Below are 25,634 nucleotides of genomic sequence, written 5' to 3' on the forward strand. Positions count from 1 at the left end.
ATGGCTCTTTATTGCTGCGTGACAACGCGGTGTCTGGTGGCCGACGCCCTCGGAAACCCCCACTTACAAACCCCATCCCTGCACGCCGTGGAACACTCCGCTATCATGCGCGGACTTTTGCGACTCGAGACTGCCATGCGCCGTTTGCTCTGCCTGTTGCTGTTGATCCTGGCCCTCCCCGCTACTGGCGCTGGCCTCCTGGACAGCCGACCCAATGCCACGCTCGGTGGCGCCGCGCTGGATAACAGCAAAGATTTTCTGCCCGTCCGTCAGGCTTTTCAGCTGAATTTGATCGACACAACGCCCGAGTCGATAAAGCTGCGTTTCGTCGCTACTGAAGGCTATTACCTCTATCGCCATCGTTTTCAGTTCCGTACCGAGCCCGCCGACATCGGCCTGGGCGCTGCGCAATTGCCGGATGGCGAGAAAAAACACGACGAATATTTCGGCGACGTTGAGGTGTACCACGGCATCCTCGACATCGACCTGCCACGCAAACCAGGCGATAACCGACCGTTCTCGCTCGTAGTGACCTATCAAGGCTGCGCCGACAAAGGCCTGTGCTACCCACCCGAAACCGAGCGACTGAGTATCGGCGATCCGGCGGCCGCAGCAAGCAGCAGTACTGTTGGGGCCCCGTCATCAACCACAGCCTGGAGCTGGAAAGAACTGGCGCTGTTCTTCCTCGCAGGCATAGGCCTGACATTCACCCCTTGCGTACTACCCATGCTGCCGATTCTGTCCGGCGTTGTTTTGCGCGGTCAGGTGGGTGGACTTCGCGGGTTAAGCCTGTCGCTGGCTTACGTATTACCGATGGCAATCAGTTTTGCCGCGCTTGGCGCGCTGATGGGCATGTTCGGCGCGGGCCTGAATCTACAAGCTCGCCTGCAATCGGCCTGGGTGCTGGTGCCGTTTTCGCTGTTCTTCGTAATCTTCGCTATCGCGATGTTCGGCGCTTTTGAGTTGCGCCTGCCTCAGGCACTCAGTAACCGACTTGATCGCATCGCTGGCAAAACCGAAGGCGGCTCGTTGTGGGGCGCCGCAGTGCTGGGTGTGGTTTCCAGCCTGCTGGTCTCCCCTTGTGTTTCTGCACCGCTGGCCGGTGCGCTGCTTTATATAAGCGCCAGCGGCGATGCGCTGGGTGGGGCGTTGAAGCTTTTCGCGCTGGGCCTGGGCATGGGCGCGCCGCTATTGCTGGTTGCAACAGGTGGCGCGACCTGGCTACCGAAAAGCGGCCCATGGCTGGTCACGGTTAAAAACGCGATCGGCGTGCTGCTGCTGGGCTTGGCTATTGCCTTGCTCAGTCGCGTGCTGCCGGGTCAGGTCACATTGCTGCTGACCGGCTTGCTGGCGGCTGGCGTCGCATTGTTCCTGGGCACGCTGGAGTTTGGCGTGAAAACTACCCGTCAACGGCTGGCGCAGTTATTGGGGCTTTTTCTGCTGGTCTATGCTCTGACCTGCTGGTTCGGCGCCTGGAGCGGTCAGACCGATCCAACTCGCCCACTCGGCCGACCACAAGCGGCAATCAGCAACAATGGCGCCGCGCCCAGCAACGCCTCCAACTGGCAAACCATCACCACCGCCGCAGAACTGGATCGGGTGCTGAGCGAAGCAAAAAATGCAGGTCAGCCATTACTGCTCGATTGGTACGCGGACTGGTGCATCAGTTGCAAGGTCATCGAGCATGAAGTGCTGCCTGACCCCAGCGTGATCAGCCAGCTTGAAGGCTATCGCCTGATTCGTTTTGACATGACCGATAGCAATGCCGAGCAACGTGCCCTGCTGGATCGCTATAAATTGTTTGGCCCGCCTGCATTGCTGATCTTCGGTAAAAATGGTGCGGAACGCAGCGATGTTAGGGTCGTCGGCGAAATTGACGCGAAGGGCCTCATAGAGCGGCTGATTAGAGCAAATGACCCAATCTAGCTATTGAGTCACAAACTTTTCGCGAACTTCGGTAATCGTGCCAGCTATTGCAGTTAACTGGACAGTCCAAGGGTGTTTCCGGCATAGTCGCCGGGCTTTGATGCTCGTAACCATAACAAGGATCATCCGATGGCGACTATTCTGGTACTGCATGGCCCTAACCTGAACCTGCTCGGGACCCGTGAACCGGGGATCTACGGCGCAGTCACTCTGGCCCAGATCAATCAAGACCTGGAAAAAAGGGCGCGTGAGGCTGGTCATCATCTGATGTATCTGCAAAGCAACGCCGAGTACGAATTGATCGATCGCATCCACGCCGCTCGTGATGAAGGTGTCGATTTCATCGTGATCAATCCGGCTGCTTTCACACATACCAGTGTTGCAATACGTGACGCGTTGCTGGGAGTGAGCATCCCATTCATCGAAGTGCACCTTTCGAACGTGCACAAACGTGAAGCTTTCCGTCATCACTCCTACTTTTCAGATGTTGCTGTAGGTGTGATTTGCGGCCTTGGCGCCAGCGGATACCGAATGGCCCTTGAAGCCGCCCTGGAACAATTGGCCGTCAGTTCGAAGCCATGACCGCACAGCCAAAGGCTGCGCGGCATGACCCGAACCACTAACACTTTTACCCCTGACCGACCCTTGGGAGTTGATGATTAATGGATATCCGTAAAGTCAAGAAACTGATCGAACTGCTGGAAGAGTCTGGCATCGACGAACTGGAAATCCGTGAAGGTGAAGAGTCCGTACGGATCAGCCGTCACAGCAAGACTCCAGCACAACCGTACTACGCGCCTGCTCCGGCAGCCGCGCCGGTTGCAGCACCTGTAGCTGCTCCGGTTGCTGCCGCTGCTGAAGCACCTTCGGCACCAAAACTGAACGGCACAGTCGTCAAGTCGCCAATGGTAGGTACGTTCTACCGCACTCCAGCGCCTGGTTCGCCAGCGTTCGTTGAAGTCGGCAAGACTGTCAAGAAAGGCGACACCATCTGCATCGTTGAAGCGATGAAAATGATGAACCACATCGAAGCTGAAGTCAGCGGTGTGATCGAGTCGATCCTGGTAGAAAACGGTCAGCCGGTTGAGTATGACCAGCCGCTGTTCACCATCGTTTGAACCGGGGAGAGCCTGCGATGTTGGAAAAAGTCCTGATCGCCAACCGCGGCGAAATCGCCTTGCGTATCTTGCGTGCCTGTAAAGAACTGGGCATCAAGACCGTCGCGGTCCATTCCACGGCAGACCGTGAGCTGATGCACCTGGGCCTGGCAGACGAAACTGTCTGCATCGGTCCGGCGCCAGCCAACCTGTCGTACCTGAACATCCCGGCCATCATTTCCGCTGCGGAATTGACTGGCGCTACAGCGATTCACCCAGGCTACGGTTTCCTCGCGGAAAACGCCGACTTTGCCGAACAGGTAGAGAAGTCCGGCTTCGCGTTCATCGGCCCGAAAGCTGAAACCATCCGCCTGATGGGCGACAAGGTTTCTGCCAAGGACGCCATGAAGCGCGCCAAGGTGCCAACCGTTCCTGGTTCCGACGGCCCGTTGCCGGAAGACGAAGAAACTGCGCTGCGTATCGGCCGTGAAGTCGGCTACCCGGTGATCATCAAAGCCGCTGGCGGCGGCGGTGGTCGCGGCATGCGCGTTGTTCACAAAGAAGAAGACCTGATCGAAGCGGCCAAGCAGACCCGTGCTGAAGCGGCTGCCTGGTTCAGCAACCCGATGGTCTACCTGGAAAAGTACCTGACCAACCCACGTCACGTGGAAGTTCAGGTTATTTCCGACGGTCAGGGCAACGCCATCCACCTGGGCGACCGTGACTGCTCGCTGCAGCGTCGTCACCAGAAGGTTCTGGAAGAAGCGCCTGCACCGTTCATCGACGAACAAGCGCGTAAAGACGTGTTTGCAGCCTGCGTCAAGGCTTGCGTAGATATCGGCTATCGTGGTGCTGGCACCTTCGAGTTCCTGTACGAGAACGGCCGCTTCTACTTCATCGAGATGAACACTCGCGTTCAGGTAGAGCACCCGGTTTCGGAAATGGTCACCGGTATCGACATCGTCAAGGAGATGCTCAGCATCGCCGCCGGCAACAAGCTGTCGTTTACCCAGGATGACGTCGTCATTCACGGGCACTCGCTGGAATGCCGGATCAATGCTGAAGATCCTAAAACCTTTATCCCGAGTCCAGGTCTGGTCAAACATTTCCATGCGCCAGGCGGTAACGGCGTGCGGGTCGACTCGCACCTGTACAGCGGCTACAAGGTTCCGTCCAACTACGACTCATTGATCGGCAAGCTGATCACCTGGGGCGCAACCCGCGACGAAGCCATGGCTCGCATGCGCAACGCTCTGGACGAAATCGTGGTCGACGGCATCAAGACCAACATCCCGTTGCACCGTGATCTGACCCGTGATGAAGGCTTCTGCGAAGGCGGCGTCAACATTCACTACCTGGAACACAAGCTGGCCAATCAATAAGCCTCCTTGCTCCGGACCAACAAAGCCGCTTTCAAAGCGGCTTTGTTGTTTGTGGCGCAGCACAGTAAACTTGCGCGTTTCCCGCTGCACGTAATTGCAGAATCATTTTTCACTCGAAGGTAACCCGCCATGCCCTGGCTGCAAGTCCGTCTCGCCATCAGTCCAGAACAAGCCGAAACCTACGAAGACGCCCTTCTCGAAGTCGGCGCCGTATCGGTCACGTTCATGGACGCTGAAGATCAGCCGATCTTCGAGCCGGAACTCAACACCACACCGCTGTGGTCGCACACGCACCTGCTGGCATTGTTTGAAGCCGACACTGACGCCGAGCACGTCCTGGCGCATCTGCGTCTGCTGACCGATGCCGAGTTGCCAGAGCACATGAGCGAAGTGATCGAAGATCAGGACTGGGAGCGCAGCTGGATGGATAACTTCCAGCCGATGCGCTTCGGTCAACGCCTGTGGATCGTACCGAGCTGGCATGCTGCGCCGGAACCTGAAGCCGTCAACCTGCTGCTTGATCCGGGCCTGGCGTTCGGTACTGGTACACACCCGACCACCGCGCTGTGCCTGGAATGGCTAGACGGCCAGGACCTGAAAGATTGCAACCTGCTGGACTTCGGTTGCGGTTCGGGAATTCTGGCCATCGCCGCGCTGCTATTGGGCGCCAAACAGGCGGTCGGTACCGACATTGACGTGCAGGCACTGGAAGCATCGCGCGATAACGCCGGTCGCAACAACATTGCCCCGGAGCGCTTCGAGCTGTATCTGCCTGAAGACATGCCAGCACAACAGGCCGATGTACTGGTCGCCAATATTCTTGCTGGTCCGCTGGTAGCCTTAGCTCCTCAGTTGGCCACGCTGATTAAAACCGGTGGCCGCCTGGCGCTTTCCGGCATTCTTGCCGAACAGGGCGAAGAAGTTGCTGCTGCCTATGCCGACACCTTCGAGCTTGATCCGATCGCCAACCGTGACGGTTGGGTTCGTATCACTGGCCGTCGCCGTTAATAGCCGCTTAACCGGATAGCCGCATGACCGACAGTTTTGTCACTCAGTGCCCGCACTGCCAGACCAGTTTCCGAGTCAGCCACGCACAATTGAGTGTGGCCCGCGGCGTCGTGCGATGTGGCGCCTGCCTGCAGGTTTTCAATGCGGCGAAGCAACTGCTGGAGCAGCGCAGTAACCAGCAGTCCGCGCCGGAACAAGCACAATTGCCGATTGCCCCCTCGCCCGCTACACCGGTAGTCGTCGAAACACTGCCTGTTGCAGAGAGTGAGGTGGTTGCGACTCAGGCTCCCGCAGTCCAGCCGCCCCAGACTCCGGAATCATGGCGAGCCAATGCCGTGGATCTGGACAATCTGGATCTGGATGAAGAGCTGGCCCGCCTCGAACAGCGCGAAATTCAGTTGCCGGAAACGTTTGGCCGGGAGCGTTCCGGTCACGACGATTCCACCCTGTCCGCTCGTCGCGATGTCGCGCAGACCGACGCTGACGACTGGGTCGACAGCCTTCCCAATGATGAAGTCAGTCAACTGCCCGAGTTGCATGCGCAGATAGTTGACGAGCCAGAAACACTACCAGAGCCGGAACCTGACGCCCGCGACGGCAGAACCGAACCGTCGTTTTCGCTGAGCAACAATCATCTGGACGACGAACCCACGGTTCTCGCTCCGATTCAGCGCAGAACCTCGAGCAATGAAAAGCCACAACGCTTTTCGGCGCTGGATGACGACAGTGACGAAGAGCTGGACGAGCCGCAACCGGAACCTCGTTCGCGCCGCGAGCGCACCGAGCCCGGCGTGCGCGAGCAGGCACTGCTGGACCTGACCGACGATCCACTGCAGCTGGACTGGCAACCACCCAAGTCTCGCTGGGGCCGCAAGCTGATCTGGACCCTGCTCACCTTGATAGCGCTGGCCGGACTGGCCGGACAATACGTCTGGTATCACTTCGACGAGCTGGCGCGCCAGGATCAGTACCGACCGTGGTTCCAGATGATCTGCCCGAAAATCGACTGTAAAGTCCCGTCCAAGGTCGATATCAACCAGCTAAAGAGCAGCAATCTGGTGGTACGTAGCCATCCCGAGTTCAAAGGCGCGCTGGTGGTCGACGCGATCATCTACAACCGTGCGCCATTTTCTCAGCCGTTCCCACTGCTGGAACTGCGCTTTGCCGACACCAGCGGCCAATTGATTGCCAGTCGTCGGTTCAAGCCTGCCGAGTACCTGAGCGGCGAAATCGCCGGGAAGGAAGAAATGCCGCCACAGACCCCGATCCATATCGCGCTGGATATCCTCGATCCGGGTGCAAAAGCCGTAAATTACAGCCTCAGCTTTCGCTCTCCGGAGTAAGCCCCCGACGAGACTCAGCGACGAAATGAATGGCCGCTGATCGGACGCAAATCAGCGCCTGAGACGCTACTAACACATGATGGCAGCGCAGTAGACGGAAAATCCGTGATCTGCCCGGCAACAACTGTTCAGATTTTATCCAATTCAGCCTTTATCCAGTCATCGAGAGCGGGTATCATGCCAACCCTTTTTCTTACTCTGGATTCGGTCTGAAAGGCGCGCAAGCACTTGTCAGGCCGGGCTCGAACGGACCGTGTAGATAACGCATTGCACACGGTTTGCCATGATTCGGCCCCACAACAGGCACACCTATGTCGGCGGTACGCATCGGTCCGTATACAATGCAGAACGGCTTGATTCTCGCTCCTATGGCGGGCGTCACTGACCAGCCTTTTCGTCAGCTCTGCCGCCAACTTGGCGCAGGTCTGGTGGTTTCGGAAATGGTTACCAGTGACATGAGCCTGTGGAACAGCCGCAAATCGCGTCTGCGCATGATCCACGAAGGTGATCCCGAGCCGCGCTCGGTACAGATCGCTGGTGGAGATCCGCAGATGCTCGCCGATGCCGCGCGCGCCAATGTCGAACTGGGCGCGCAGATCATTGACATCAACATGGGCTGCCCCGCCAAGAAGGTCTGTAACAAGGCGGCCGGTTCAGCGCTATTGAAAGACGAACAACTAGTGAGCGAGATCCTGCAGGCAGTCGTTGCCGCAGTCGATGTACCGGTCACCCTGAAGATTCGCACCGGCTGGGACCGCGACAACAAGAATGGCGTGACTGTGGCGAAAATCGCCGAACAGGCAGGCATTCAGGCTCTGGCCGTTCATGGACGGACCCGCGCCGACCTGTACACCGGTGAAGCCGAATACGACACGATTGCCGCGATCAAGCAGGCCATTTCGATTCCGGTGTTTGCCAATGGCGACATTGATTCACCCCAGAAAGCCCGGCATGTGCTGCAAGCCACCGGTGCCGACGGGCTGTTGATTGGACGGGCTGCTCAAGGGCGTCCGTGGATTTTTCGCGAAATAGAACACTACCTGCGCACTGGCGAAATATTGCCAGCGCTGCAGTTGGAGGAAGTGGAACGCATTCTGCTAGAGCATCTGGCAGCGCTTCACGTTTTCTACGGCGATGTGCTGGGCGTGCGAATAGCGCGCAAGCATGTTGGCTGGTATCTCGCAACCTTGCCGGGCGCCAAGGAGTTTCGCGCCCACTTCAATCGTTTGCAAGATACGGAAGCACAGTGCGCCAACGTTCGCGAGTTCTTCAGCGAACGCTACAAGAGCCCGCAAACAGGGCAAGAAGAAGAGGTGGCCGCATGACGATGATGACTGAGACTTTAGTGAGTGGAACGACACCCGTGAGCGACAACGTCAATTTGAAACAGCACCTTAACACGCCGAGCGAAGAGGGCCAGACCCTGCGCGGCAATGTTGAGAAGGCGCTGCACAATTATTTCGCCCACCTCGAAGGTGCTCCCGTCACTGACGTCTACAACCTGGTGTTGTCGGAAGTCGAGGCGCCGTTGCTCGAGTGCGTGATGAACTACGTCAAGGGCAACCAGACGAAGGCGTCCGAACTGCTGGGCCTCAATCGCGGCACCTTGCGCAAGAAACTCAAGCAGTACGACCTGCTTTAAGCATTCCATACAAAAAAGGCGACCCTTATCGAGGTCGCCTTTTTTGCTGAATCCATTTGCTTTTGCCTTGATGGAAATTGAAATGACCGACCAGACTACCCGCCTGCCGATTCGCCGCGCCTTGATCAGTGTTTCCGACAAGACCGGCATCCTTGAATTTGCCCGTGAACTGGAAGCCCTTGGCGTTGAGATCCTGTCCACCGGCGGTACCTTCAAGCTGTTGCAGGACAATGGCGTCGCAGCGGTAGAAGTCGCTGATTACACCGGCTTCGCAGAAATGATGGACGGCCGGGTCAAGACTCTGCATCCGAAAATCCACGGCGGCATCCTGGGCCGTCGCGGCATCGACGATGCCATCATGAGCGAACACGGGATCAACCCGATCGATCTGGTTGCGGTGAACCTCTACCCGTTCCAGGCCACGGTTGCCAAACCGGGTTGCGACCTGCCGACCGCTATCGAGAACATCGATATCGGCGGCCCGACCATGGTCCGTTCTGCAGCAAAAAACCATAAAGACGTCGCTATCGTGGTCAATGCCAGCGATTACGGTCAGGTACTGGAAAGCCTCAAGGCTGGCGGTCTGACTTACGCTCAGCGTTTCGACCTGATGCTCAAGGCTTTCGAGCACACCGCTGCCTACGACGGCATGATCGCCAACTATCTGGGCAGCATCGACCAGAGCGCCGAAACCCTGAGCACTGAAGGCCGCAGCGAATTCCCGCGCACCTTCAACAGCCAGTTCGTGAAAGCTCAGGAAATGCGCTACGGCGAGAACCCGCACCAGAGCGCGGCGTTCTACGTTGAGGCCAACCCGGCTGAAATCGGTATCGCCACTGCAACTCAATTGCAGGGCAAAGAACTGTCGTTCAACAACGTTGCCGATACTGACGCTGCACTGGAATGCGTGAAAAGCTTCGTCAAACCAGCCTGCGTTATCGTCAAGCACGCCAACCCTTGCGGCGTTGCTGTTGCACTGGACAACGAAGGCGGTATCCGTCAGGCCTACGAACTGGCCTACGCGACCGATACCGAATCTGCGTTTGGCGGCATCATTGCCTTCAACCGCGAGCTGGACGCCGAGACTGCAAAAGCCATCGTCGAACGTCAGTTCGTTGAAGTGATCATCGCCCCGAGCGTCAGCGCCGAAGCGCAGGCCATCGTTGCCAGCAAAGCCAACGTGCGTTTGCTGAGCACCGGCCAATGGGCTGCCGAGCGTGGCGCCGCGTGGGACTACAAGCGCGTCAATGGCGGCTTGCTGGTGCAGAGCCGTGATATCGGCATGATCACCGCTGATGACCTCAAAGTGGTCACCAAACGCGCACCGAGCGAGAAAGAAATCCACGACCTGATCTTCGCCTGGAAAGTGGCCAAGTACGTCAAGTCCAACGCCATCGTCTACGCCAAAAACCGCCAGACCATCGGTGTCGGCGCGGGCCAGATGAGCCGCGTAAACTCGGCGCGTATTGCTGCAATCAAAGCCGAGCATGCTGGTCTGCAGGTCGCGGGCGCGGTAATGGCTTCCGACGCATTCTTCCCGTTCCGTGACGGCATCGATAACGCCGCCAAGGTCGGCATCACTGCGGTGATCCAGCCAGGCGGCTCGATGCGTGACAACGAAGTGATTGCGGCGGCTGATGAGGCCGGTATCGCCATGGTGTTCACCGGGATGCGGCATTTCCGTCATTGACCTGTAGGAGCGCGCTTGCCCGCGATAAGGTCGGAACGACCTTCAATCGGATTTGATTTGGAATCCTTTGCCAGCGCTTCACGCTGGATCGCGGGCAAGCGCGCTACTACATGGATCGGGTTAGCAGCTCCAAACACAGAATTCAGCGTCATCGAGGTTTTTGAAATGAACGTATTGATCATTGGCAGTGGTGGCCGCGAACACGCTCTGGCGTGGAAAGTCGCTCAGGACCCACGCGTCGAGAAAGTTTTTGTTGCGCCGGGCAATGCCGGGACCGCCATCGAAGCGAAGTGCGAGAACGTCGCTATTGACGTGCTGGCCCTTGAGCAACTGGCAGACTTCGCTGAAAAGAACGTTTCCCTGACCATCGTCGGTCCGGAAGTGCCATTGGTTGCAGGTGTTGTAGACCTGTTCCGCAGCCGTGGCCTGGACTGCTTCGGCCCTACCGCTGGCGCTGCCCAGCTGGAAGGCTCGAAAGCGTTCACCAAAGACTTCCTGGCGCGCCACAAGATCCCGACTGCCGATTACCAGAACTTCACTGAAATCGAGCCAGCGCTGGCCTACCTGCGCGAAAAAGGTGCCCCGATTGTCATCAAGGCTGACGGCCTGGCTGCGGGCAAAGGCGTTATCGTCGCCATGACCCTGGCCGAAGCCGAAGACGCCGTCCGCGACATGCTGGCCGGTAACGCTTTCGGCGAGGCCGGTTCGCGGGTTGTCATCGAAGAGTTCCTCGATGGCGAAGAAGCCAGCTTCATCGTCATGGTCGACGGCAAGAACGTTCTGCCGATGGCCACCAGCCAGGATCACAAGCGCGTCGGCGATGGCGACAGCGGTCCGAACACGGGCGGCATGGGTGCTTACTCCCCTGCCCCGGTTGTCACTGCCGACGTTCACCAGCGCGTGATGGATCTGGTCATCTGGCCGACCGTGCGCGGCATGGCTGACGAAGGCAACGTCTACACCGGCTTCCTCTACGCCGGGCTGATGATCGACAAAGCGGGCAACCCAAAGGTTATCGAGTTCAACTGCCGCTTCGGTGATCCGGAAACCCAACCGGTGATGCTGCGTCTGCAGTCGAGTCTGGTCTTGCTGGTTGAGGCTGCACTGGCTCAGGCACTGGATAAAGTTGAAGCTCAATGGGACCCACGCCCGAGCCTGGGCATCGTTCTCGCCGCTGGCGGCTACCCAGGCGATTACGCCAAGGGCGCAGCGATCAACGGTCTTGAAGATGCTGCGCAACTGCCGGGTAAAGTGTTTCATGCGGGCACTGCGCTGCAAGACGGTCAGGTAGTCACCAGTGGCGGTCGCGTGCTGTGCGCTACTGCATTGGGCGAAACAGTGGGCGATGCTCAAAAACAAGCCTATGCTCTGGCCGCCAAGGTTAATTGGGAAGGTTGCTTCTATCGCAGTGACATCGGCTATCGCGCCATTGCCCGCGAGCGCGGTGAAGACCTGTAACAAGCCATCATCCGGGCTTCGGCAGGCTGGGGGGGCGCAGCAGCGCTTTCCCCGCCTGCCAGGTCCGACAGGCGATTTCAGGGCTGCATGCAAAGATCAAAATAGAGTTTAGAGTTATCGGGCATTCATCTTACGAAGGGATTTCACCGTGCGCTGGCTCAGGATTGCCAAAAGTTTAACTGTAGGGCTGTTGGCTCTGCTCTTCGTGTTGTCGGCGCAAGCCCAGCCGAGTGCGGGATGGTCAACGTTGCTCGACACTCAGGCAAACCTGCAATTAAGCGACGTCCGTTCGGCCCGCTATCAGAATCAGCTCAGCCCCACCGACCTCGACCAGGTCGTTGCTGCTGATCGCAACAGCGCGTTGTGGCTGCACTATCAATTACAACCCAGCGATCACGAACAACTCCTGCGCATCTTCGCGCCCGATCTTGCCAGCCTGGACCTTTATGTCCTGGAAGGCGACCAGGTACTCAACCATACGCGCACCGGTAACAGTGTCGCGCCCCAGAACAATGTCTTGCGGGCCAGCGATTTCATGCTGCCTATTCCGCAAAGCAATGCGCCTGTGGATATCTATCTGCGGCTGGTATCAACTCAGCAACTACGCCCCAATATCAGCCTGCAACCCGCGATAAACAGCGCAGCCGACGAGCGCGAGCCGTTTCTGTTCGGCCTTTTGTTTGGCTCGCTGGGCATGTTGATTTTGCAAAACCTGACGCGTTATGCGCATACGCGATCTCGCACCAATCTGTGGCTCGCAGGCTGTGAAGGGTTATTGGCGCTCAGCGCCGCGCTGCTGCTCAACCTGCTGACTCCCTGGCTCAAGACCTGGCACATCGCACAGACCCCCGCTGCGCATCTGACCCTGCTGTTCGCTGCACTCGCCGGCTTGATGTACGCCCACTCCTTTTTCATGCATCGCAATGTGGTAGTGCTTAATCGCCTTTTAATGGGCAGCCTGGTGGTCATCGCCCTTGGCTGTCTGTTGATACTGTTCGTCGATACGCTGCCACTCAACCTGCTGACCTTCGGGCTCGTGACCCTGGCGACCCTCAGTATCCTGTTCGCCTCCGCTTACCATTGGCAAAAAGGTTACTGGCCAGCCCGTCTGTTCGTGCTGTCGATGGTGACCTTCAACATTGGTTGCCTGGTCATTCTCCCGGCGCTGCTGTGGCTGACCTGGATTTCCCCGCAATGGCTGATCCTTACCCTGCTGGCAGTGTTCTGCTTCAGCGGTTTGTTGATGAGCGTTGCTATCAGTGAACGTCACCGTAGCTTCACCGAAGACAACTTCAGCATCAGCCGCGACAAGGCTGCCAGTAATGCAGAAATCAACGCCAAGGCGGAGTTTCTGGCCAAAATCAGCCATGAAATCCGTACGCCGATGAACGGCGTGCTGGGTATGACTGAATTGCTGTTGGGCACGCCGTTGTCGGTCAAGCAGCGCGACTATGTGCAGACCATTCACAGCGCAGGCAACGAGCTGCTCAGTCTGATCAATGAAATTCTCGACATTACCAAGCTTGAGTCGGGCCAGATCGAGCTGGATGACGTGCAATTCGACCTCAGCGCACTCATCGAAGACTGCCTGAACATCTTCCGCGCCAAGGCTGAGCAACAAGAAGTGGAGCTGATCAGCCTGATTCAGCCGCAAGTGCCCCGCGTCATCAGCGGCGACCCGACGCGCTTGCGCCAGACCGTGCTGAGCCTGCTGGAAAACGCCCTTAGGAAAACCGACGAAGGTGAGATTCTGGTAGTGGTCGCACTGGACTCACGCGCCGGCAAACCCCGCCTGCGCATTGCGGTGCAGGACAGCGGTGAGGCGCTCTCCGCTGACGAACGTGACGCACTGCTGCATGCCGAACTGCACAGCAAGAACTTCATGGCGTCGAGCAAACTGGGCGGGCACCTGGGGCTGGTCATTGCTCGCCAGTTGATCGTGTTGATGGGCGGCGAATTCGGTATTCAATCCGGCGCGACTCACGGCAGCACACTGTGGCTGAGCCTGCCGCTGGACCCTAATCGCCTGCAGCAACCGCCACTGGATCTCGACAGCCCGCTCAAAGGTGCTCGCGTGCTGGTGGTTGATGACAATGAGACTTGCCGCAAAGTCCTGGTCCAGCAATGCAGCGCCTGGGGTCTGAACGTTAGCGCCGTGTCATCCGGCAAAGAAGCGCTGGCGCTCTTGCGGACGAAGGCACATTTGCGTGATTACTTTGATGTGGTGCTACTGGATCAGAACATGCCAGGTATGACCGGCATGCAACTGGCGGCCAAGATCAAGGAGGATCCGAGCCTCAACCACGACATCCTGCTGATCATGCTGACCGGCATAAGCAACGCGCCGAGCAAAATCGTTGCCCGCAACTCCGGAATCAAGAGAATCCTGGCCAAGCCCGTCGCTGGCTACACACTCAAAACCACTCTGGCGGATGAGCTCACACAGTTGAACAAAGGCGCGACCTCGCATCAGGTCACGCAGCTACAGAGTGTTCCGGTCAAGGTACCCAGCGACTTCCGCATTCTGGTTGCAGAAGACAACAACATCTCGACCAAAGTGATTCGCGGCATGCTCGGCAAGCTGAACTTGAACCCGGACACTGCCAGTAACGGCGAAGAAGCCTTGCGAGCGATGAAAGCGCAGCGCTATGACCTGGTACTGATGGATTGTGAAATGCCGATTCTGGATGGCTTCTCCGCCACCGAACAGCTGCGCGCATGGGAAGTCGGCAACCAGCGGGTGCGCACCCCCGTGGTGGCGCTGACCGCGCACATTCTGACCGAACACAAGGATCGCGCCCGACAGGCTGGCATGGATGGTCATATGGCCAAACCGGTTGAGCTGTCGCAGTTGCGCGAGCTGGTTGAGCATTGGGTCGCTCAACGTGAAAAGGCTCGTACCCTGACATCGAACAGTGACCTTTACCAAAAAAATTGATCTGTTGCTGCACCACTACGTCCGTCTATTGCGCCCTGATAGACTCGCCACGTATTTATCTGCTGCCGAGCCCAAGCCATGCTGCATGTGTTGTTCAGCGTTTATCTGAAGATGCTGGTGCTTTACAGCCCGTTCTTCGTCTTGTCCTGCTTCATCAGCCTGACTCGCGGCCACTCGCGCAAAGAGCAACGGCGCCTCGCGTGGAAAGTAGCGTTGGCAACCCTCATCTCCAGTGTGCTTCTGTACTTGTTCGGCCGGGTGATATTCAGCGTGTTCGGCATCACCGTTGACGCCTTCCGGATTGGCGCAGGCAGTGTGCTGTTCATTTCGGCACTGGGCATGGCGCAAGGCAAGTCAGCGGTACAAACCGACAATGTTCAGCAGGACGTCACCATCGTCCCGCTGACCATCCCGCTCACTGTCGGCCCCGGCACCATTGGTGCACTGCTGGTCATGGGCGTCAGCCAGCCTCACTGGGATGACAAACTGACCGCCATTGTCAGTATTGCCCTGGCCAGCCTGACGGTTGGCGTCGTGCTTTACATGGCCAATAACATCGAACGCATCCTCGGCGAACAAGGCTTGCAGATCGTCAGTCGGTTGATGGGGTTATTCGTGTGTGCGCTTGCGGCGCAGATTATCTTTACCGGGGTTCGCGGCTATCTGGTGCCTTGAAGGCCCGAATTCATATTTCCTGAATTGCCAGGCGTGTAACGTTTCTCAGTTTTGAATTGATGCTTTCCCGTTGAGTTGCATATTGGTCACGATGGAGCTCATAAACTCCGCCCGTGATGCGCAATACGATGTCGCGTTCGACTCGCTCGGAGAGGCCCAGGATATCAACCTCGGTGTAGGCATTGGCGTGCAACGCGCACAGCATGATCAGGATCCGCCCGTCAGGCGTTTTTTCACAGCCGACCACCTGGAAAGTGCGTAGACGACCACTGCCTCGGCCTTGCTGGAAAAACAATCGCGCATCCCTGTCGATTCTTACTTTCCTCAGGCTTTGCTGCATCAGCCTGCCAAGGCTGGCCGAGCCTATAGTCCCGTTAACACCGGGAGCTATCTGCTCAAGCTCTTCGGCGTCAGTGATCACCATTGGGTCTTTCACGATGCGAGCTCGCACCGTGCTGAATCTCTCCAGTCGGTTGCGGTAATACTCCATCCAACTGGTCCAGAATTCACTGCGGTCGAAGGTCTGGCTCGCGAAGTAATCGGCGTACCTCAACAAGTCCGAGAGATCCTTCTTCTCTTCGCGGCTCAGCCCGGCCATGAAGGAAACAAGATTGCTGCCAGCAATGACGACGTTCGATGTCATCTCATTCATGGCTCTTCCCCCACTCGTGCAGTCAACGCCTTCTTTCTTTCGGCCAAGGCAGACTCGAAAGCGTCCCGGTACATCTCGTAGTGGATATCCAGCAGTTCTGCGGAAAAGAACATGACGTCAATGGCACCGACAATGAGCGTCGGATCGAGGGACATCAGCAGCGGGTCGTCATCCAGAGGTTGCGTTGTATTGAACGACACCATTACCGAATGCAAGATGGACTCTGTAGACACAAAGCTGACCTGAAACTGTCCGCTGAACAACGCTATCGACTGCTGACCAGAGGTCGAAGCAGAACGTTCACACGGACTGATCCTGGCCAGCAACGGACTGGCCAGGGCGACATAATCGCGCGCTGTGTCAGGCAAACCGATGACCTTTGTCTCGGCAAATACATCGTTAATCAGTGTCCAGACGTCAAACGCAGCTGAACTGTCCGGCGTATGGTTGTACGCTTTGCTGGTGCGTAGCTGCCAGCCAAAGGTGGTCATTGCGTCCAGATAGGTTTGCCGCCAGCAGGAATAATCGGACACTCTCGATATTTTTTTATCGGCTGCCAATTGCGCATAAAGTGTCGACGCAAGAATATCCGACTTCATGGTCGACGCCACTCGCCGGTCGAACATTATAAAATCCCGGGCATTAACATAGGCATCCAACGCTATATCACACATATTACGCCTCCTGAATACTAAATAGACGGGGGCTAACGCCCCCTTTTGCAACAATTCAGATCGGGTAGCTGGCGATATCGCGCTGTGCTTTTTCACGTAACTTGCCAACAATAGCTTCACGGTGAAATTTGTACTCTTCCTGATCGAGAATCCAGGCAGCCTCCCCACGAGAAATATTGATTGCAGAGTGATGCCACTCCGTGAACAACACATCGACTGTATTGATTCTCAGGCTGCAGCGCAGCGCACCTAATGCGAAATAAACCTCGCCTCGAGATTCAATACACGAACCAATACAGAAGTTTCCTTTGTCGTAGTCGCGAGTATGTCTTTTGAACAGTTCCACTGGCTCATTACTGACTTGAAGCGTTTCGATAGCGTCTTTTGCTACCTTGGCCAATACCATCGCGGCAGGCCCAGGGCCAGCCATTGCGGCAATGGCTGAACCCAGGATTTTCAGCCCAACCTGCTCCATCGTGAAGCGCTGATCGGTCGTCCGGTATTGAGCGTAATCCCAGTGTTCCGGGACCCAGCCAAGCCCGTTCATGACGCTGTAGAATTTGTTGAACCAGTTTTCGCCGCCTCGTTCCAGGCCAAATGCGTTGTCGGCAACGAGCACCGCCAGCAGCACCGTCTTTTTCACGGCATCCTTGTTTTCTCGCGACATTCCCGCGACGAACCCCAGAATAGTGTTGGCAACTACGGCACCCTCATCGTTCTTCGGATCAAGGTCCAGCGCCCGCGTCATTCGTGCGCGGCTCATGGCGACCGGTGCAGCAGTATCGAGGTCCAGGCCTCGTACGAAACTGATTCGTTCAGCCGGGTTTTCACGAGAGTCGAATGTATCATTCATAAAAAATTCCTTTTAGTTAAAGACTCGTCCACGAGTCAGTCTTCAGTTCATGCGGACTTTCAAGGCAAAACCTCACCTCGTCGGCATAAAGCCAATAAATATGATGGGGTGTCTGTTTAGAAGCGGTAATAGATTAACCAGTCAAACTCATAAAATCCGTTACATCGAAACTACACGCTCAGCCTAGGCAAATCATTTACCGATAGCAACTGGCGGTAATCCATGACAAAACCTTTATAACCCTACCAACTTACCGCAAACAGGACTTGGCGCCCGAGCACTTACTCACACACAAGAACTTTCGGACAGAACAAGTTATAGAAAGCCAGTAAGAAATCGCATGTTCCTACAGGGAATTAGTACATAGGAGAGATTGGGAACAGCGGTCTGGGCACTGGAACGCAGCGCCTTTCTCTTCTGGAAGTGATGTGGCGACAGGAAGCTGCTGTCGGCAGCCCCCGAACCTTGTCTGCTGGAAGCATAAAACCCGGGGAGCTGCCACCGCCCTCAACTGCCTGAGCTAGCCAGTCGGTTTTCCGCCATACCACCTAGGCGTGTAAACCCACTGACTCCCATCAGGACGTGCAAAAGTGCAGGTCGTTGATGAACCAATCAGCACCATCGTGCGCATGTCGACCTGATCCGGCGTCAACTCGCCTAGCGTGATGATGCGCAAGGTCTGACCCGGTCGACCTATATCACGCCCCAACGTCACGGGCGTTTCAGGCGTGCGGTGCTGACGGACGATCTCCAGCGCGCGCCCCAGCTGCCATGGGCGGGAGCGGGAAATCGGGTTGTAGAAGGCCAGCGCCAGATCAGCCTGAGAGGCTAGATCGAGACGCTTCTCGATGATGTCCCAGGGTTTGAGGTTGTCCGAAAGCGACATCACGCAGAAGTCATGCCCCAACGGCGCACCGCCCTGAGCAGCGGTTGCCAGTGACGCGGAGACACCGGGCAGGACTTCCAGATCGACGTTGTGCCAATCAGGGTTGGTCGATTCGTGCAGCGCTTCCAGTACCGCCGAGGCCATGGCAAACACACCAGGGTCACCGGACGACACCACAACGACTGAACGCCCGGAAACTGCCAATTCGAAAGCGTGTCGGGCACGCTGCATTTCTTCACGGTTATCGGTGCAGTGCATGACCTGATCAGCGCGGAACGGCCCGGCCATGCGCACATAAGTTTCGTAGCCCAGGATGTCATTGGCCCGAGCCAGTTCGGCCTTGACCGCGGGCACCATCAGATCTGCGGCACCCGGCCCAAGGCCGATAACCGCAAGCCTGCCCCGCCCTTTGCCAATCTGCTGAACATCCAGCGGTTGGGCCGCGACGGTAATTGCCAGGTCGTCATTCACGCTGATCGGCGGCAACAGTTGCGGCACGGCTTGCGCAGCCATATCAACCGCGCAGGCCGCTGGCACAAAGCGCAGCGCAACATCCAGCTCAATGGCAGCCTGATGCAGCAACGGATCGGCCATCTGCGAATCAGCCGCCAACAGGCAGGCCAGCGACTGAATAGCGATACCCGCATCGTGCAGTGCAGCCCGGATGCTGGCTGCCAGCCCGGCACTGATTGCCGTGACAGCCACCGCCACGCTGCGCGGGTAGATCAGCAACTCGTTGGCCGACGGCTCACGTTCGGCGCAGCTCACGTGTATCGCCAGTTGTGCGTGCTCATCTTCCGGCAGTTGTGCCTTGGCCAGCCAGGGCGCGGCACCTTCAATACGCACGCTTTCGCCAGAGAGCAGATCAGAGACAAAACGCTTGCCCAGTTCCAGATCACCCAGCGCGTAGCCGCTTGGAGGATTGAGCAGGCAGGTGCCGAAACGCAGCTCGCCACTGGTGGTTATCGCAGGAACAATGCCCAGACCGGCAGCAATCTCCCGGGCCATGACGTTGACGCCGCCCAGCCCGCCCAGCAGCGGCACTACGGCGCTGGCGTCTTCAGCAATGGCGAGTACGGCGGGTTCAGCGCCTTTCTCCAGCAGCACAGGTGCTAGCGTGCGAATGACGATGCCCGCTGCGCACAGGGCAATGATCGGCGTGTTCTGTTGGTAGAACTGGCGCAGGGTTGCGCCAAATTCGCTGTAGGTTCGATCTGCGCCCTGCACTCGATCAACAAGGCCGTAAATCAACGAGTCCGGGTACAACTGCTGAATGCGCCGCGCAGTTGCCAGGCTGCCATTGCCCAGAATCACAATGGCCGGAATGTTGTGCGCCATCAGCCCTGCCACCTTTCGCCCGGAACAATGATCAGCGAGAAATACGGCGAAGACATCGGTACAACTTCATCCAGTGGGACGATTTTCTGATTGGCCATGGTGGCCCGCTCAACGTACAGCGCGCGACCGGCAAGGCCCAACTCTTCCAGCACCTGGCGAACTTTCGGGAAATTGCGGCCCAGCTTCATGATTACCGCTGCGTCGGCATCGGCCAGTTTTCGCTTGAGTTCCTCGTGGGGCAGCACGCCGGACAAGACCGACAGGCTCTGGTTGCGATACACCAGCGGCGCACCCAGCACCGAAGCACCACCGAGCATCGAACAGACGCCCGGTATGACTTGAGCCTCATACTTATCGGCAAGTCGGTCATGCAGGTACATGTAGGAGCCGTAAAAGAACGGATCACCTTCACAGATCACCGCCACATCACGTCCGGCGTCCAGATGGGCCGCCACGTCGACACTGGCATCATCATAAAAATCACTGATGACTTTTTCATAGGACATTGGCGCGGGCAACGCTTCGGTGGTCACCGGGTAAACCAGTGGCATCAAGGTCTGAGCGTCCTGCAGATGACCTTCGATGATGCCGAACGCGTTGCCCTTCTTGCCCTTGGCAACGAAGTAGGCAACCACTGGCGACTCGCGCAGCAGGCGCAATGCCTTGACGGTAATCAGCTCCGGGTCACCGGGACCGACGCCCAAGCCAATCAATCGACCGCGTGCCTGCATTATTCGATCTCCGTGGCCAGTGCATTGACCGCAGCCACCGCCATGGCGCTGCCACCACGACGACCCTGCATGATTACAAACGGCACGCCACGGCTGTCAGCGGCGAGCATGGCCTTGGACTCGGCAGCACCTACGAACCCGACAGGGAAGCCAAGGATCAGGGCCGGTTTCGGCGCACCTGCGTCGAGCATTTCAAGCAGATAGAACAGCGCAGTCGGCGCGTTGCCAATGACCACGACACTGCCTTCCAGATGTTCACGCCAGTGCTCCAGCGCCACCGCCGAACGGGTGTTGCCCAGCTCCAGAGCCAACTCGCGCACGCCTTCATCATGCAGCGTGCAGATGATCTGATTGTTGGCCGGCAGGCGAGTCCGCGTGATGCCTTCGGACACCATGCGCGCATCGCAGAGGATCGGCGCGCCAGCGGCCAGCGCATCGCGTCCGGCCTTGCCCGCACCTTCCGAGAAGCGCAGGTCTTCGATGACTTCAACCATGCCGCAGGCATGGATCACGCGCACGGCGAGTTTTTCCAGGTCGGCAGGGATCGTCTCCAGCCGCGCTTCCGCACGAATGATCGAGAAGGAGTTGCGATAAATCTCCTGACCATCGCGGATGTAATCAATCATGGGTGCTGCTCCGTGAGTCGGCGATCAACAATGCGCCGGCTGCTTCAATAGTGAGGTCACGCGCTTGCAGAGCACCGAAACCGGGCTGCGCTGCATCGCGAAAATAAAGGTCATAGTGGCCGGGGGAAACTGCCAGCAAGGTCACCGAGGCCAGGTGCGCCGCTGCGCACGAGCGCTTGCAGGCCGACAGGTGTACCGCCCGGCTGACGCCGCTGCGTTGCAATTGCCCGGCCAGCAGCCGTGCATCAGTTTTGGTGTCGGCCAGTCCCTTGGCGCAATCGGTCGAACCGGTGCAGGCGATGATCTGTGCCAACGGCTGATCGGCGGAACACAGCAGCCCGGCGGCCTCCAATGCAGACAACACCTGCTCGCCCCGCTCGCTCGGGACATTCGGCAACAACAGGCTTTGCCACGGGGTCAGTCGCAGGCTGCCGTCGCCAAAATCAGCCGCCAGCTGTGCAACAGCGTTCAGCATCGCAGGATCGAGTCGTCCCAATGGAACGCCCCCGCCCACTGCAACCTTTCCGGCTTGCTGCTGTGGATAAACCCCAAGGTGCTGGTTGCTGACGATTGCTGGACGTCGCCAAGCGGTTATTTTTTGATCAACACGCAGTTCAATACTCAAGCGCTGCTGCAGGTTTGCCAGAAGCTGCTGCGCCGGAACTTCCTCCAGCAGATGTCGCATGCGCACCTGCTCCGGGCGCGCCAGATCGAGAAACAGCTCAAGCACCGCTAATACCAGCTCTAGCCCGTTAGCCATCGGAACCGCTGCCAATGGCGAGTCTTGAGCAGGGCAACCCGCCAGACCGAAGCCCAGCATGATTTCGCCGTCCATTTTCAACGCCGACAGCCACAGATCATGCGGATGTTCGAGCATCACCATGGCTTCGCCGCCGTCCAGTGACAGGGCGAATTTGGGCGACAGGTCATGAAAGCGCGGATTGTTTTCCAGCGCAGCCAGAATCTGCGCGGCCAAAGGTCGCACGTCCAGCAGCATATGCGGGTCCAGGCCAGCCACAGGGCTGAGCATCAGGTTACGCACGTCGTCGCTGTCGGGGTTATTCGGGCCAAGCCCGGCCGCCAACAGCGTGTCGATCAAGGCAACCTGTTGATCGCCGATGCCGCGAATCTGCAGGTTGGCCCGGTTGGTGGCTTCGATCACGCCATGGGCGTAGGTTTGCGCTGCGTTTGCAACAGCGCGAGCCTGAGCCGCGCTGAGCGAGCCGCCTGCCAGTTTGATCCGGCAGATGCCGCCATCCAGTGCCGGGACGATACGCAGCAACCCCGGGCAAGCCGAGGGGCGTAGCGATGCGGATGGTGTGCGAGCGGACTTCTGCTCGATCAATGGATCACCTTGATGAAACGGAACGGGTACTGGAATTGGTCACTTGTGCCCCTTGGGCGCGGTATTATGCCTGCTTTGTCCGCAGGCATGAAAAGCCGCTCTGTCGGAAGACCGGATTGAGGTAAGCAAATGTCGCCCTGGCTGACAGTCGTGGGAATTGGTGAAGATGGCTACAAAGGCTTGGGCAAGAACGCCCGGCACGCTCTATTGCGCGCCGATCAGGTGTTCGGCGGGCCGCGTCAGCTGGATTTGCTGCCGCCTTGCATCAAGGCTGAACGCCGTGCCTGGCCTAGTCCCTTCTCGCTGAATCCAGTGCTGGAACAACGCGGTGCCGAAGTCTGCGTGCTGGCCAGCGGCGATCCAATGCTGTTTGGTGTGGGAGCCAGCCTTTCGCGTGTGGTTGCCGTCGAAGAAATGCTGATCCTGCCTGCACCCTCCTCCTATTCCCTCGCAGCGGCTCGTTTGGGCTGGCCGTTGCAGGACGTGGTCACGCTGTCCGTAGTGGCCCGACCACTGGCCGCGCTGAATGCCCGGTTCCATCATGGCGTGCGCCTGCTGATTCTGAGCAACGACGGCACGAGCCCGGCAGCGATTGCCGGTTTGCTGCGCGATCGTGGTTTCGGCCCGAGCCACATGACCGTGCTGGAGCATCTGGGCGGTACGGCCGAACGTCGTGTGGACGGCTTGGCCAGTGAATGGGCCAATCCTGAAATCGCCGCGCTGAATGTAGTGGCGATCGATTGCCGTGCCGACGCCAATGCCTTGCGTCTTTCGCCGCTGGCCGGTTTGCCCGACGAGGCCTTCGAGAATGATGGCCAACTGACCAAACGCGATGTACGGGCGATCACTCTGGCGCGTCTGGCCCCGGTGCCAGGCGAGTTGCTGTGGGACGTCGGCGCGGGTTGCGGCTCTATCGGTATTGAATGGATGCGCGCCCATCCCACTTGCCGAACACTGGCGATTGAGGCCGACGAAGGCCGTCAGCAGTTGATCGAGTTCAACCGCGATGCGCTGGGCGTACCGGGCCTGCAATTGGTGCGCGGCAGTGCTCCACAAGCCCTGATCGGACTTGAACGCCCCGACGCGATTTTTATCGGCGGCGGTGTGACCCGTCCCGGCATGCTGGATGCCTGCTGGCAGCAACTGCGCTCTGGCGGTCGCTTGGTGGCCAATGCCGTCACCTTGCAAAGCGAAGCAACGTTGATGGCCTGGCGCGATCTACATGGCGGTGAACTGACCCGCATACACATTGCCCACGCCAAACCATTGGGCGAATTCGATACGTGGCGTCAGGCACTGCCTATCACCCTGCTGGATGTGATCAAACCCTGATGCGTGACGAAACCGCCGAACAACCCGCACCGCTACGCAGTGGCCTGACTACGGGCAGTTGCGCGACCGCAACCTGCCTGGCAGCCGCGCGACTATTGCTGGGCGGCGAAGTCAACGATGCGGTGGAAATCATCCTGCCCAAAGGCAAGCGGGTACAAATGCGCCTGGAGTTTTGCCGACTGGTTGCGGATGGAGCGGAGGCTGGCACGATCAAGGATGCCGGTGATGACCCTGATGTCACCCACGGCGCCCTGGTGTTTTCTCGCGTGCGCCTGCTGGACGAGCCAACCGTTCAGTTTGTTGCAGGCCGGGGCGTGGGCACTGTCACGCGGCCCGGTCTGGTGCTGAACGTCGGCGAACCGGCGATCAATCCAGTGCCTCGCATAATGATGATCGATCACCTGCAAGCGCTGGCCAACGAGCATAGTTACAGCGGTGGTTTTGAGATCACAGTGAACGTCGAGGGCGGCGAAGCCTTGGCCCTGAAGACCATGAACCCGCGCCTCGGGATTGTCGGCGGGCTGTCGATTCTGGGCACCAGCGGTATTGTCCGGCCGTTTTCCTGTGCGGCCTACATCGCCTCGATTCATCAAGGTATCGACGTCGCCAAAACCAACGGCTATCTGCACATTGCCGCCTGCACCGGCAACGCCAGCGAAGACACCATGCGCCGCTTCTACCAGATGCCGGACATTGCGCTGATCGAAATGGGCGACTTTGTCGGTGCCGTGCTTAAACACCTGCGCAAAGTGCCGGTGGCCAAGCTGAGCATCTGCGGCGGCTTTGGCAAAATCAGCAAGCTAGCCGCGCGACATATGGATCTGCACAGCCGCCATTCCAGTATCGATCTGCCGCAACTCGCGCAATGGGCGGCGGATGGCGGAGCCGATCAAGCACTGCAGCAGGCAATCCTTGAAGCCAATACCAGTCAGCAGGCCTTGGCGATGTGCGCTGCTGTGGGCGTGCCATTGGGCGACATTGTTTGTCAGCATGCTCTGGACTTCGCCCGCAGCGTGGTTCCGGCGCAGGTTGAAGTGGAAGTCTTCGCGATTGATCGCCAGGGTGGCATCGTCGGTACGGCTGGGGTCAATCCATGAAGCGCGTGCTGCTGCTCGGCGGTGTGACCGACGCACTGGCCATCGCCCGCACCCTCGGCCCGCAGCATATCTACAGCCTCGCGGGCGTGGGCCGAGTGCCGACTGACCTTGCCTGTGAAGTGCGAGTCGGCGGTTACGGTGGCGTTGATGGGCTGGCGCAATTCATTGCCGAACGCGGTATTGATTTACTGATCGACGCGACTCACCCATACGCCGCGCAAATCAGCCATAACGCCGCCCGTGCCGCAGAACAGGCCAACGTCCCTTGCTGGGCATTGCGACGGCCAGCCTGGCAGGCGGGTCCGAACGACGATTGGCGGGAGGTGGCGGACTGGGCCGAACTGGTTCAGGCCCTCAAGCCTTTCCAGCGACCATTGTTCACCTTGGGCCGCGAGCCATTGCAGCATCTGGACGAAATCCCCGCGCATCAGATCTGGACGTTACGCGCCCTGGAAAACACCCTGCGCGACGTGCCGCAGCACGAGCGCTGCGAAGTCATCGGCGCACGCGGTCCGTTTCTGCTGGAGGACGAACGCGCGCTCTTTCGGCAGCGCAATATTGATGTGTTGATCAGCAAGAACAGCGGTGGTGACGCAACTGAAGCCAAGCTGGAAGTGGCGCGGGAATTGAAAGTCCCGGTAGTGATCCTAAAACGCCCGGAGTTGCCGAAGGTGGACCGGGAGTTTGGGTCTGCGAGAGCGTTGTTTGAGGCGCTGCATCAGTATCAGCTCTGACGCTGATTCCGTGGGACCGAATTTATTCGGGAAGGTGGTACTAAGGTAATTTCTCAGCAGGTCTGCCGTTATCGCGAGCAAGCTGACTCAGGTCCATGCTTGCTGCGCGACAGCGTGGTGTCTGGACGACGGAGCCGTTCCCATCAAAAAATGTAATTACATGACCTGGAATGCTTTTCTGTAGGCGCTCACGAGCACCGCGAGGCA

The 25,634-nt window shown here is 58.4% G+C and carries 22 protein-coding genes; 15 read left to right on the plus strand and 7 right to left on the minus strand.

Features of this window, described 5'->3' with window-relative positions; translation table 11 throughout:
• Positions 1-135 precede the first annotated feature (135 nt).
• The 12 genes from AUC60_RS16525 to AUC60_RS16580 all read left to right on the plus strand — a co-directional run bounded on the left by AUC60_RS16525 (position 136) and on the right by AUC60_RS16580 (position 15,159).
• Complete coding sequence (locus AUC60_RS16525; protein WP_274521398.1) at positions 136-1,926, plus strand: protein-disulfide reductase DsbD; 1,791 nt, start codon at positions 136-138, stop codon at positions 1,924-1,926.
• 129 nt (positions 1,927-2,055) lie between these two features.
• Positions 2,056-2,508, plus strand: a complete 453-nt coding sequence (gene aroQ / locus AUC60_RS16530; protein ID WP_087269655.1) for a type II 3-dehydroquinate dehydratase — start codon at positions 2,056-2,058, stop codon at positions 2,506-2,508.
• Between the two features lie 80 nt (positions 2,509-2,588).
• Complete coding sequence (gene accB, locus AUC60_RS16535) at positions 2,589-3,044, plus strand: acetyl-CoA carboxylase biotin carboxyl carrier protein (protein WP_087269658.1); 456 nt, start codon at positions 2,589-2,591, stop codon at positions 3,042-3,044.
• A 17-nt stretch (positions 3,045-3,061) separates the two neighbouring features.
• Entirely contained in the window at positions 3,062-4,405 is a 1,344-nt protein-coding gene (gene accC / locus AUC60_RS16540; RefSeq protein ID WP_087269661.1) for an acetyl-CoA carboxylase biotin carboxylase subunit, read from the plus strand.
• Positions 4,406-4,534: 129 nt separating this feature from the next.
• On the plus strand, positions 4,535-5,413 hold the full coding sequence (prmA, locus tag AUC60_RS16545) for a 50S ribosomal protein L11 methyltransferase (RefSeq protein ID WP_087269664.1): 879 nt from the start codon (positions 4,535-4,537) through the stop codon (positions 5,411-5,413).
• Positions 5,414-5,436: 23 nt separating this feature from the next.
• Positions 5,437-6,756, plus strand: coding sequence for a DUF3426 domain-containing protein (locus AUC60_RS16550; protein WP_087269667.1), 1,320 nt, complete (start codon positions 5,437-5,439; stop codon positions 6,754-6,756).
• Between the two features lie 311 nt (positions 6,757-7,067).
• Positions 7,068-8,081, plus strand: a complete 1,014-nt coding sequence (gene dusB / locus AUC60_RS16555; protein ID WP_087269670.1) for a tRNA dihydrouridine synthase DusB — start codon at positions 7,068-7,070, stop codon at positions 8,079-8,081.
• Positions 8,078-8,398 carry a DNA-binding transcriptional regulator Fis gene (gene fis / locus AUC60_RS16560; protein WP_087269673.1) on the plus strand — a complete coding sequence of 107 codons (321 nt, stop codon included), beginning with the start codon at positions 8,078-8,080 and terminating at the stop codon, positions 8,396-8,398. The genes dusB and fis overlap by 4 nt, the downstream gene beginning before the upstream one ends.
• A gap of 82 nt (positions 8,399-8,480) precedes the next feature.
• A complete protein-coding gene (gene purH, locus AUC60_RS16565; RefSeq protein ID WP_087270015.1) occupies positions 8,481-10,088 on the plus strand; it encodes a bifunctional phosphoribosylaminoimidazolecarboxamide formyltransferase/IMP cyclohydrolase in 1,608 nt (535 codons plus the stop codon).
• Between the two features lie 165 nt (positions 10,089-10,253).
• A complete protein-coding gene (purD, locus tag AUC60_RS16570) occupies positions 10,254-11,546 on the plus strand; it encodes a phosphoribosylamine--glycine ligase (RefSeq protein ID WP_087270018.1) in 1,293 nt (430 codons plus the stop codon).
• Between the two features lie 148 nt (positions 11,547-11,694).
• Positions 11,695-14,484, plus strand: a complete 2,790-nt coding sequence (locus AUC60_RS16575; protein WP_087269676.1) for a hybrid sensor histidine kinase/response regulator — start codon at positions 11,695-11,697, stop codon at positions 14,482-14,484.
• A 78-nt stretch (positions 14,485-14,562) separates the two neighbouring features.
• The gene (locus AUC60_RS16580; RefSeq protein ID WP_087269679.1) at positions 14,563-15,159 is read left to right on the plus strand and encodes a MarC family protein; all 597 of its coding nucleotides are present in this window, start codon (positions 14,563-14,565) and stop codon (positions 15,157-15,159) included.
• A 10-nt stretch (positions 15,160-15,169) separates the two neighbouring features.
• Here the strand turns inward: AUC60_RS16580 and AUC60_RS16585 are convergent, their stop codons facing one another.
• From AUC60_RS16585 to cobG, 7 genes are all read right to left on the minus strand, one after another.
• A complete protein-coding gene (locus AUC60_RS16585; protein WP_087269682.1) occupies positions 15,170-15,811 on the minus strand; it encodes a hypothetical protein in 642 nt (213 codons plus the stop codon).
• Positions 15,808-16,437, minus strand: a complete 630-nt coding sequence (locus AUC60_RS16590) for a hypothetical protein (protein WP_087269685.1) — start codon at positions 16,435-16,437, stop codon at positions 15,808-15,810. The genes AUC60_RS16585 and AUC60_RS16590 overlap by 4 nt, the downstream gene beginning before the upstream one ends.
• A gap of 103 nt (positions 16,438-16,540) precedes the next feature.
• Entirely contained in the window at positions 16,541-17,338 is a 798-nt protein-coding gene (locus AUC60_RS16595) for a hypothetical protein (protein ID WP_087269688.1), read from the minus strand.
• A gap of 520 nt (positions 17,339-17,858) precedes the next feature.
• Positions 17,859-19,562, minus strand: a complete 1,704-nt coding sequence (gene cobJ, locus AUC60_RS16600) for a precorrin-3B C(17)-methyltransferase (RefSeq protein WP_087269691.1) — start codon at positions 19,560-19,562, stop codon at positions 17,859-17,861.
• A complete protein-coding gene (locus AUC60_RS16605) occupies positions 19,562-20,293 on the minus strand; it encodes a precorrin-2 C(20)-methyltransferase (RefSeq protein ID WP_087269694.1) in 732 nt (243 codons plus the stop codon). The genes cobJ and AUC60_RS16605 overlap by 1 nt, the downstream gene beginning before the upstream one ends.
• Positions 20,293-20,919, minus strand: coding sequence for a precorrin-8X methylmutase (locus tag AUC60_RS16610; RefSeq protein ID WP_087269696.1), 627 nt, complete (start codon positions 20,917-20,919; stop codon positions 20,293-20,295). The genes AUC60_RS16605 and AUC60_RS16610 overlap by 1 nt, the downstream gene beginning before the upstream one ends.
• Positions 20,912-22,261 (minus strand): precorrin-3B synthase, encoded by a 1,350-nt coding sequence (gene cobG, locus AUC60_RS16615; RefSeq protein WP_405624379.1) that lies wholly within the window; start codon positions 22,259-22,261, stop codon positions 20,912-20,914. The genes AUC60_RS16610 and cobG overlap by 8 nt, the downstream gene beginning before the upstream one ends.
• Positions 22,262-22,393: 132 nt before the next feature.
• On the opposite strand from cobG, the gene cbiE reads away from it, so the two are divergent.
• From cbiE to AUC60_RS16630, 3 genes are read left to right on the plus strand one after another with little or no spacing between them, the layout of a single operon-like run.
• The gene (cbiE, locus tag AUC60_RS16620; RefSeq protein WP_087269702.1) at positions 22,394-23,596 is read left to right on the plus strand and encodes a precorrin-6y C5,15-methyltransferase (decarboxylating) subunit CbiE; all 1,203 of its coding nucleotides are present in this window, start codon (positions 22,394-22,396) and stop codon (positions 23,594-23,596) included.
• A complete protein-coding gene (locus AUC60_RS16625) occupies positions 23,596-24,693 on the plus strand; it encodes a cobalt-precorrin-5B (C(1))-methyltransferase (RefSeq protein ID WP_087269706.1) in 1,098 nt (365 codons plus the stop codon). Before cbiE ends, AUC60_RS16625 begins: the two co-directional genes overlap by 1 nt.
• Positions 24,690-25,427 carry a cobalt-precorrin-6A reductase gene (locus AUC60_RS16630; RefSeq protein WP_087269709.1) on the plus strand — a complete coding sequence of 246 codons (738 nt, stop codon included), beginning with the start codon at positions 24,690-24,692 and terminating at the stop codon, positions 25,425-25,427. Before AUC60_RS16625 ends, AUC60_RS16630 begins: the two co-directional genes overlap by 4 nt.
• Positions 25,428-25,634 lie beyond the last annotated feature (207 nt).

The organism is Pseudomonas caspiana (assembly GCF_002158995.1).
GTDB lineage: Bacteria > Pseudomonadota > Gammaproteobacteria > Pseudomonadales > Pseudomonadaceae > Aquipseudomonas > Aquipseudomonas caspiana.

Coding starts and splice junctions, on each gene's coding strand:
- AUC60_RS16580 (WP_087269679.1), top strand. CDS start 14,563: ATGCTGCATGTGTTGTTCAGCGTTTATCTGAAGATGCTGGTGCTTTAC.
- AUC60_RS16590 (WP_087269685.1), bottom strand. CDS start 16,437: ATGTTCGACCGGCGAGTGGCGTCGACCATGAAGTCGGATATTCTTGCG.
- AUC60_RS16595 (WP_087269688.1), bottom strand. CDS start 17,338: ATGAATGATACATTCGACTCTCGTGAAAACCCGGCTGAACGAATCAGT.
- AUC60_RS16610 (WP_087269696.1), bottom strand. CDS start 20,919: ATGATTGATTACATCCGCGATGGTCAGGAGATTTATCGCAACTCCTTC.
- AUC60_RS16605 (WP_087269694.1), bottom strand. CDS start 20,293: ATGCAGGCACGCGGTCGATTGATTGGCTTGGGCGTCGGTCCCGGTGAC.
- AUC60_RS16525 (WP_274521398.1), top strand. CDS start 136: ATGCGCCGTTTGCTCTGCCTGTTGCTGTTGATCCTGGCCCTCCCCGCT.
- AUC60_RS16550 (WP_087269667.1), top strand. CDS start 5,437: ATGACCGACAGTTTTGTCACTCAGTGCCCGCACTGCCAGACCAGTTTC.
- AUC60_RS16625 (WP_087269706.1), top strand. CDS start 23,596: ATGCGTGACGAAACCGCCGAACAACCCGCACCGCTACGCAGTGGCCTG.
- prmA (WP_087269664.1), top strand. CDS start 4,535: ATGCCCTGGCTGCAAGTCCGTCTCGCCATCAGTCCAGAACAAGCCGAA.
- accB (WP_087269658.1), top strand. CDS start 2,589: ATGGATATCCGTAAAGTCAAGAAACTGATCGAACTGCTGGAAGAGTCT.
- AUC60_RS16630 (WP_087269709.1), top strand. CDS start 24,690: ATGAAGCGCGTGCTGCTGCTCGGCGGTGTGACCGACGCACTGGCCATC.
- accC (WP_087269661.1), top strand. CDS start 3,062: ATGTTGGAAAAAGTCCTGATCGCCAACCGCGGCGAAATCGCCTTGCGT.
- cobJ (WP_087269691.1), bottom strand. CDS start 19,562: ATGGCGCACAACATTCCGGCCATTGTGATTCTGGGCAATGGCAGCCTG.
- fis (WP_087269673.1), top strand. CDS start 8,078: ATGACGATGATGACTGAGACTTTAGTGAGTGGAACGACACCCGTGAGC.
- aroQ (WP_087269655.1), top strand. CDS start 2,056: ATGGCGACTATTCTGGTACTGCATGGCCCTAACCTGAACCTGCTCGGG.
- dusB (WP_087269670.1), top strand. CDS start 7,068: ATGTCGGCGGTACGCATCGGTCCGTATACAATGCAGAACGGCTTGATT.
- purH (WP_087270015.1), top strand. CDS start 8,481: ATGACCGACCAGACTACCCGCCTGCCGATTCGCCGCGCCTTGATCAGT.
- cbiE (WP_087269702.1), top strand. CDS start 22,394: ATGTCGCCCTGGCTGACAGTCGTGGGAATTGGTGAAGATGGCTACAAA.
- AUC60_RS16585 (WP_087269682.1), bottom strand. CDS start 15,811: ATGAATGAGATGACATCGAACGTCGTCATTGCTGGCAGCAATCTTGTT.
- purD (WP_087270018.1), top strand. CDS start 10,254: ATGAACGTATTGATCATTGGCAGTGGTGGCCGCGAACACGCTCTGGCG.